Genomic DNA, 8,393 nt, shown 5'->3' with positions numbered 1-8,393 from the left:
CCGGCGGCGAGGCCATCGCGATCACGCTGGGCGGCGCCGTGCGCGGCGGCAGCGGCACCGGCGTCGGTGTGCAGCTGGCCGGCGGGGCGGACAATATCGTCACCAGCAATGGCTCGCTGTCGTCGGTCTCGCGCCTTGCGATGGTCGGCACCGCCGGCAACGACACGCTGATCAACAACGGCGGCCTGTATGGCAACGTGCTGCTGGGCGGCGGCACCAACCTGCTGCGCAACAGCCTTGGCGCCACCTATGTGATGGGCGAGACCGTGCAGCTGCGTGACGGGGCGGGGTCCAGCGGCACGCTGCGCAATGAAGGCGTGCTGCAGATCGGCCTGTCGGCACCGCAGGTTCCGGTGGATGTCGCCGGCGGCCAGGCCCAGCCCAACCAGGATGCCGCCGCCCCGGCGCGCAGCAACCTGCTGTTTGGCGCGCGGGTGATCACGCAGACGGCGCTTGCGGGCGACTTCGTGCAGACCGCCACCGGCCGGCTGATCGCCGATGTCGGCTTTGGCTCCGCCCCGTCCGATCGCATCAACGTGGCCGGCAATGCCACCGTCGCGGGCCGGCTGGATGTGACGCTCACCCAGCTCGCCAATGCTGTGCCTTACACGCTGATCGCCACCACCGGCGGCACCGGCACCAACAACGGCATGACGGTGACCGACACGCTGGCGATGGACTACAGCCTGGCCGGCGGGGCGGGCGGCATCACCCTGTCCTACGTGCCGCGCTTCGACCAGGCATCGCTGTGGCCGAACGGCCAGGCGCTGGGCCGTCACATGAACTCGGCCCTGCTGGCCGGCGGCTCGGACGGCATCGGCCGCCTGATGGCGCTGCTCGGCAACGTGCCGGCCGGCGAGGCCGCGCGCTTCACCCAGCTGATGCTGCAGGTGACGCCGGAAGCCTGGCTGACGCCGCTGAAGCTGCACTATCAGGCGGCTGATGGCTTCCGCCGCCAGCTGTTCGGCCGCAATGCCCTCGATATCGAGGAGAACAGCATCTGGGCCAATGCCGAGTATGACAGCTTCGGCCAGAAGAGCCGGGCCGACCAGTTTGGCGCCAGTGCCGACAGCCTGTCGCTGACCGGTGGCGGTACGGTGCGGCTGGGCAGTGCCTGGACGGTGAGCGCTGCGGCCGGATACCGCCGCATCAGCCGCTTCATCATGCGCGATGGCCCGATGGCCGATGGCAATGGCGATGCGCTGCAGCTGGGCGCCGCGCTGACCTTCGAGCCGGCGAGCGACCTCAAGCTGACCGCCGGTGTCGCCGGTGGCTGGCAGTGGCTGCGGGCGCGGCGGTCCAGTACGCTGTTCGAGGCGACTAGCGCCTATGTCGAGCCGCAGGCGCGGTTCGTGCAGGTGGCGGCCTCGGCTAGCTATGACTGGCGTTGGAAGAACGGCTTCCTGCGCCCCTCGCTGGACGTGGCCGGCACGGCGCTCACCCAGTCGGGCTATGAGGAGCGCGGGCTGGGCGGGGCCGGTGCGCAGGCGCTGGACGAGACCCAGTGGCTGTGGAGCCTGAACCCGCAGCTGACGGCCGGTTTCTCCCTGTCCAGCGGCGCCAAGACCTCGATCGACCTGCAACTGCGCGGCGGCGGCGTCTTCCAGATCGGTGACAGCGCCATCACCATGCCGTTCCGCCTGCTGGGCGCCAATCCGGCGGCTGATCCGGCACAGTTGACGCTGGGCCTGAACCGCGCGGCGGCGCAGGCGGGTGCCGACATCGTGATCAAGGTGAAGGAGCGCCTGAGCATCGCCGGCGGCGTTTCCACGGTGCGCGGGAAGCGCGACAATCTGACCAGCGCCCGCATCCAGGCGCGCCTGGCCTTCTGAGGTGCGGCCGGCGGGGGTGGTGCTGCCACCCCCGCCATTCACCCCGCTTGCCAGCCATGGCCCATGCGGGCAGGAAGCCAGCCGTGTCCGACGTTCTAGCCAATGCCCGCGACGCCATCGCGCGCGGATCGAAAAGCTTCGCACTGGCCAGCCGCCTGTTCGATGCGCCCACGCGCGACCGGGCGATGTTGCTCTATGCCTGGTGCCGACACACCGATGACGTGATCGACGGCCAGGTGCTGGGGGAGGGGCGCAGCGATGATCGCCGCCCGCCCGCCGAGCGGCTGGCCGAAGTGTACTGGCAGACGGAACGCGCGCTGGCCGGCAACCCGGCGCCCGGCACGCCTTATGAGGCGCTGGCAAGGGTGGTGCAGGAAACCGGCATGCCGGCGCGCTTCCCACGCGATCTCGTCCACGGCTTTCGCATCGACATGGAAGGCCGCCCCTTCCTCACCTTCGATGACACGCTCACCTATTGCTATCATGTCGCCGGCTGCGTGGGCGCAATGATGGCGATCGTGATGGGCGTGAAGCCGGACAATCACCCGGTGCTGGTGCGTGCCTGCGACCTGGGCATGAGTTTTCAGCTCAACAACATCGCCCGCGACGTGATCGAGGACGCGATGAACGGCCGCCGCTACATCCCCGATGACTGGCTGGCCAGCGTAGGCCTGACGCCGGAAAGCTTCGCCTTCCCGCGCCACCGCCGGCAACTGGCGCGGCTGGTGGCGCGGCTGGTGTTCAAGGCCGAAGAGTATGAGGATTCGGCCCGCCACGGCACTGCAGCGCTGGGCAACCGGGCCGCCTGGGCGGTGCTGGCCGCGGCCCGCATCTATGGCGGGATCGGACGCAAGGTGCGCGCGCTTGAGGAGGCGGGCCTCGAGAACCGCGTCTCCACCACAAAGGCCGAGAAGGCCCGCGCCGTGGCGCTGGCCTTTGGCGACATGCTGGTCAGGAAACAGCGCTGGCCAATGCCGGGGCCGCCGCGCGAAGGGCTGTGGACGTTGCCGGAGTAGGGCTTGCCGCGCCCTGTGCTCCGCCCCCGGGCGCGTTTATCGCGCCCAATGCTCCGCGTTGTCGATCATGCCCATTTCGGCGCGCATCTTGGCGCTGGCCCGAATCCGGCCGCGGCCATCGGCTTCCAGCTGGGCCTTCAGCTGGCGGATCGGCGGCGCCCAGATGAAGCCAAAGCTCACCGTGCCTTCCTTGGTTTCCACCACGTGATGCAACCGGTGCGCCTGCACCACCCGCTTCATGTAACCCCATTGCGGGTTCCAGCTGTGCTTCACCCGGCGGTGGACGAGAATGTCGTGCAGGAAGAAATAGATGGCGCCATACATGGTGATACCGGCGCCAATGGCGGTGAGCATGTGCAGGCCATAGTGCGTGCCGATCATCAAGAGGATCATCGAGGGGATGGCGCCGGCAACGCCGAACCAGTCGTTCTTCTCGAACTTGCCGGTGCGCGGTTCGTGGTGGGACTTGTGCAGCACCCACAGGAAGCCGTGCATCACATATTTGTGGGACACGATGGCCACCACCTCCATGATCGCCACCACGATCAGCGCAATCAGTATGCCCTGCCACCAGTTCACATCGGTGAGCAAGGGGTAGCGGGTGGACAGGCTGGCAAGCGTATCGAGCATGCGTTCAGCCTATAGCCAGACTGCCCGGCTTAGACACTAGGGGCGATGCCGCACCCCGTCACGAAAAAGGCCACGCCGATGAAACTGCCTGTTGTTGCCGCCACGCTCGCCATTGCCCTGGCGCTGAGCGCCTGCGCCACGCGCGCCGAACGGCTGGGCCGCAATCTTTACGAGCTGGGCGTGCCGGAACGCCAGGCCTATTGCATGGGTGACCGGCTGGCTCGCAACCTCACCAACGACCAGTGGCGCACCATCGAGCGCCTCGCCCGTCTCGACGAGCGCCGCCTCAGGCGGATGAGCATCCGCGAGATCGCCGAGCGCATCAATCCGGCCGGCGACCCGCAACTGATCAGCGAGTTCGTGCGCGCCGGGGTGGGCTGCTTGATTTAACTGCCCTTTAAGCTTGGGCGAGCATGCTGCCAGTCATGGCTCGTCGCCGGCGCAATCGTCCTGATGTTACTGTACCGCTGCCGGTACTTGCCGTCTTTGGCGTGATTCTTGGTGGCGGCGGTGGGTGGATTGCGACGATGCCACCTGGCGAGCGGGCCAGCCTGATACATCGCGCTGGCAACATGGTCGACAGGGGAGCGGCACTGCTGCGGCCCGAGCCGCGTCCCTACCGCTATTTTTCCGGATGCAATGACGCCCGGGCTGCCGGATACGAAAGTATCCGGCGCGACGAGCCCTCCTACCGCGCCGAAATGGACGGCGATGGTGACGGCATCGCCTGCGAACCCTATCGCGGTTAGGTGCATGGGATTTGGCCGGGAAGCCGGGATCTGGCGACGTTACCGCCCCGCGCCGCGCCGTTTCCCGCTGAAGCCCTTCTTCTGCATCTTGGAGAAGCGCGTGGTGCGCGTGCCGGCCACGCCGCCGGTGGCCCGGCCTTTCACCGGCGTGGTCTGGGCGCCGGCGGGGACGCCCAGCTCGTCCATTTCCAGCCGGCGGATCTGGTCGCGGATGGCTGCCGCGGTCTCGAACTCCAGGTCGGCGGCGGCCTTCTTCATCTGCTCTTCGAGGTCGGCGATATAGGCCTTCAGATTGTGGCCCACGAGGTGCGGGGTGTCATCGTCGCCGGTGTCCACCACCAGGCCATCCTTCATCGACACATCGGCCAGCACGTCGCCGATGTTGCGCTTGATGGTGGTGGGCGTGATGCCGTTGAGGCTGTTGTATTCCTCCTGCTTGGCGCGGCGGCGGTTGGTCTCGGCCATGGCGCGTTCCATGCTGCCCGTCACGCGATCGGCATAGAGGATCACGCGGCCTTCGACATTGCGCGCCGCCCGCCCGATCGTCTGGATGAGGCTGGTCTCGGAGCGCAGGAATCCCTCCTTGTCGGCATCGAGGATGGCGACCAGCCCGCATTCCGGAATGTCGAGCCCTTCGCGCAGCAGGTTGATGCCCACCAGCACGTCATAGACGCCAAGCCGCAGGTCGCGGATCAGCTCGATGCGCTCCAGCGTCTCGACGTCCGAATGCATGTAGCGCACGCGCAGGCCGGCTTCGTGCAGGAACTCGGTCAGGTCCTCGGCCATGCGCTTGGTGAGCGTCGTCACCAGAGTGCGATAACCGGCGGCGGCGGTCTTCTTGGCTTCCTGGATCAGGTCCTCCACCTGGTCCTCCACCGGCTTGATCTCCACCGGCGGATCGATGAGCCCGGTCGGGCGGATCACCTGTTCGGTGAACACGCCGCCCGTCTTGTCCATCTCCCACGGGCCGGGCGTGGCGGACACGAACACCGTCTGCGGGCGCATCGCCTCCCACTCGGCAAAGCGCAGCGGCCGGTTGTCGATACAGCTGGGCAGGCGGAAGCCATATTCGGCCAGCGTCACCTTGCGGCGATGGTCGCCCTTGGCCATGGCGCCGATCTGCGGCACAGTCACATGGCTTTCATCGATGAACAGCAGGGCGTTTTCCGGCAGATATTCGAACAGGGTCGGCGGCGGCTCGCCGGGCAGGCGGCCGGTCAAAAAGCGGCTGTAATTCTCGATCCCTGCGCAGCTGCCCGTGGCGGCAATCATCTCCAGATCAAAGTTCGTCCGCTGCTCCAGCCGCTGCGCCTCCAGCAACTTGCCTTCGGCGTTCAGCTCCTTCAGCCGCTCGGCTAGCTCGTGCTTGATGGCCTCGGCGGCCTGCTTCAGAGTCGGGCCCGGCGTCACATAATGGCTGTTGGCGTAGATCTTGATGTGGTCGAGCTTCGCCACCGTCTCGCCGGTCAGCGGATCGAACTCGGAAATCGCCTCGATCTCGTCGCCGAAGAAGCTGATGCGCCAGGCGCTGTCCTCATAGTGGGAGGGGAAGATCTCCAGGCTGTCGCCGCGCACCCGGAAATTGCCGCGCGCGAAGCTGAGGTCGCCGCGCTTGTACTGCATGGCGACGAGCTTGCGCACCACCTCCTTGAGATCGGCGCTGCCGCCCTTCTTGAGGCCGAACGTCATCGCTGAATAGGTCTCGACCGAGCCGATGCCATAGAGGCAGGAGACGGACGCGACGATGATCACGTCATCGCGTTCCAGCAGCGCGCGGGTGGCGGAGTGGCGCATCCGGTCGATGGCCTCGTTCACGCTCGACTCCTTCTCGATATAGGTGTCGGAACGCGGCACATAGGCCTCGGGCTGGTAATAGTCGTAATAACTCACGAAATACTCGACCGCGTTGTCGGGGAAGAAGCTCTTGAATTCGCCGTACAATTGCGCGGCCAGGATCTTGTTGGGCGCCAGGATCAGCGCCGGGCGCTGTACCGCCTCGATCACCTTGGCCATGGTGAAGGTCTTGCCCGAACCGGTCACGCCCAGCAGCACCTGGTCCCGCGCGCCCTCGTTGGCCTCCGCCACCAGCTCGGCAATCGCCGCCGGTTGGTCCCCCGACGGCGTATAGTCCGTCTTCATCACGAAGGGCCGGCCGCCCTCGGACTTCTCGGGCCGCGCCGGGCGGTGCGGCGTGAAGGCGGGCAGGTCCGTCTCGGCAAGATTGGTGCGAATCTGGATGGCCATGGCGCCTTACATGCACCATGTGCGCGCTTTGTTCTAGCGCAGCATCCGCCGCACCAGCTGCCGGTCGCGCAGCACAAAATGGTGCCAGACAACCGCGCCGGCATGGGCAGCAAAGGCCAGCGCGAACAGCGCCGACAGCCACTGGTGCGCACTGCGCGCCGGCGGCAGCGGCACCGCCTCCGGCAACACCACGCCCAGCACCGGCCATCCGGCCGCACTGGCCAGTGCCAGGCCAGACAGCGGCAGCAGCGCCAGCAGCAGATAGAGCGCCGCCTTGTTCAGCCACGCCGCGCCATTGGGGCTGGCCGGGCCGGGGGAGGCCGCCTGCGCCAGCACCCGCAGCAACAGCAACAGCACCCCGAACAGCCCGATGCCGATATGCGTGGCGGCAAAACCGGCGCGGTCCGGCGAGGGCGCCAGCACGGTGACGAACAGGCCCATCGGCAGCGCCACGAGCATCAGCACGGCGCTCGACCAGTGCAGCAACCGCGCCAGCTTGCCCCAACGCCCGCGGGCGTTCCAGGTCGGCACCGACTCCACCTCGCGGCTCCACTGGCCGGGCAGCAGCACCAACAGCATCAGAATCGCCAGCACCGCCACGCCCGCCATCAGGTTCAGCAGCAGCGGCCGCACATCATCCGCCGGCCGCGCCGCAAACGTGCCATCGCCATTGGCCAGCCAGATCGACCACGCCATCATGCCCAACGCCGCCGCCGCCCCCACCTGCGCCAGCGCCCGCCAGTGGCGCGGCCGGGCATTCAGGCCAAACGCCAGGGCAATGGCCAGCACGAGATAGAAGACGGTCATGGCCGGCGTGGTTGGCGGTTGCCGCGCGCCGGCGCAAGTACAAAGCGGTCACGCTTGCCGGCAGGGCATGACAAGCCGGCTCTCACACCGTAAAGCCATCGCCGCCATGACCTACAGCAGCGACTTTCTCCGGCGCCTCGAGGCGCGCGGGTTTATTCACCAGATCACCGATGCCGGCGCGCTCGATGCGGCGGCGGGGGGGGGTGTGATCACGGCCTATGTGGGGTTCGACTGCACGGCGCCGTCGCTGCACATCGGCAATCTCGTCTCGATCATGATGCTGCGGCATCTGCAGCAATCGGGCCACAAACCGATCGTGCTGATGGGCGGGGGAACGACGAAGATTGGTGATCCGTCCGGCAAGGACGAGGCGCGGCAGCTGCTGGGTGATGCGCAGATCAATGCCAACATGGCCAGCATCCGCCGCATCTTCGAGCGCTTCCTGACCTTTGGTGACGGACCGACCGATGCGGTGATGGTCAACAACGACGAGTGGTTGTCGGGCCTCGCCTATATCCCCTTCCTGCGCGATGTCGGCCGGCATTTCTCGATCAACCGGATGCTGACGTTCGATAGCGTGCGGCTGCGGCTGGAGCGCGAGCAGCCGCTTTCGTTCCTCGAATTCAACTACATGATCTTCCAGGCCTATGATTATCTGGAACTCAATCGCCGCTTCGGCTGTGCGCTGCAGATGGGGGGCAGCGACCAGTGGGGCAACATCGTCAATGGCACCGATCTCATCCGCCGCATCGAAGGGCGCGAGGCGTTCGGCCTGACGACGCCGCTGATCACCCGCGCCGATGGCGCCAAGATGGGCAAGACGGCGCAGGGCGCGGTGTGGCTGCACGAGGATCAACTGCCGACGTTTGATTACTGGCAGTTCTGGCGCAACACCCATGATGCCGACGTGGGGCGGTTCCTGCGCCTGTTCACCGATCTGCCCGAGGCCGAGATCGCCCGGCTGGAAGCGCTGGAAGGCGCCGAGATCAACACGGCCAAGGCGGTGCTGGCCACCGAGGCCACCGCGCTGTGTCGCGGCCGGGCTGCGGCCGAAGCGGCGGCCGAAACCGCGCGCACCACCTTTGCCGAAGGTGGCGCCGGCGAGGCGCTGCCGC

Annotated in this window: 8 protein-coding genes; 5 read left to right on the top strand and 3 right to left on the bottom strand. The window is 67.2% G+C overall.

What is annotated here, in order from left to right:
* A partial coding sequence (locus tag GJV64_RS08245; protein ID WP_164156784.1) for an autotransporter outer membrane beta-barrel domain-containing protein occupies positions 1-1,832 on the top strand: 1,832 nt, incomplete at its 5' end.
* Positions 1,833-1,915: 83 nt separating this feature from the next.
* Positions 1,916-2,848, top strand: a complete 933-nt coding sequence (locus GJV64_RS08240) for a phytoene/squalene synthase family protein (RefSeq protein WP_164156783.1) — start codon at positions 1,916-1,918, stop codon at positions 2,846-2,848.
* Between the two features lie 36 nt (positions 2,849-2,884).
* Here the strand turns inward: GJV64_RS08240 and GJV64_RS08235 are convergent, their stop codons facing one another.
* Complete coding sequence (locus GJV64_RS08235; protein WP_164156782.1) at positions 2,885-3,478, bottom strand: sterol desaturase family protein; 594 nt, start codon at positions 3,476-3,478, stop codon at positions 2,885-2,887.
* Positions 3,479-3,556: 78 nt separating this feature from the next.
* On the opposite strand from GJV64_RS08235, the gene GJV64_RS08230 reads away from it, so the two are divergent.
* Together GJV64_RS08230 and GJV64_RS08225 are read left to right on the top strand one after the other, a co-directional pair.
* On the top strand, positions 3,557-3,868 hold the full coding sequence (locus GJV64_RS08230) for a hypothetical protein (protein WP_164156781.1): 312 nt from the start codon (positions 3,557-3,559) through the stop codon (positions 3,866-3,868).
* Between the two features lie 23 nt (positions 3,869-3,891).
* Positions 3,892-4,227: an excalibur calcium-binding domain-containing protein gene (locus tag GJV64_RS08225; protein WP_164156780.1), complete on the top strand. Its 336-nt coding sequence runs from the start codon at positions 3,892-3,894 to the stop codon at positions 4,225-4,227.
* Positions 4,228-4,266: 39 nt separating this feature from the next.
* On the opposite strand, the gene uvrB is transcribed toward GJV64_RS08225, so the two are convergent.
* Positions 4,267-6,471, bottom strand: coding sequence for an excinuclease ABC subunit UvrB (uvrB, locus tag GJV64_RS08220; protein ID WP_164156779.1), 2,205 nt, complete (start codon positions 6,469-6,471; stop codon positions 4,267-4,269).
* A 33-nt stretch (positions 6,472-6,504) separates the two neighbouring features.
* Positions 6,505-7,278, bottom strand: a complete 774-nt coding sequence (locus GJV64_RS08215) for a cytochrome b/b6 domain-containing protein (RefSeq protein ID WP_164156778.1) — start codon at positions 7,276-7,278, stop codon at positions 6,505-6,507.
* 106 nt (positions 7,279-7,384) lie between these two features.
* Between GJV64_RS08215 and tyrS the strand changes: the two genes are divergently transcribed.
* Positions 7,385-8,393: tyrosine--tRNA ligase (gene tyrS / locus GJV64_RS08210; protein ID WP_164156777.1), on the top strand; the 1,009-nt coding region annotated here is incomplete at its 3' end.

The sequence above is a fragment of the Sandarakinorhabdus rubra genome (assembly GCF_010994245.1).
Lineage (GTDB): Bacteria > Pseudomonadota > Alphaproteobacteria > Sphingomonadales > Sphingomonadaceae > Sandarakinorhabdus > Sandarakinorhabdus rubra.
This window is presented reverse-complemented; position numbering and strand designations above follow the sequence as displayed.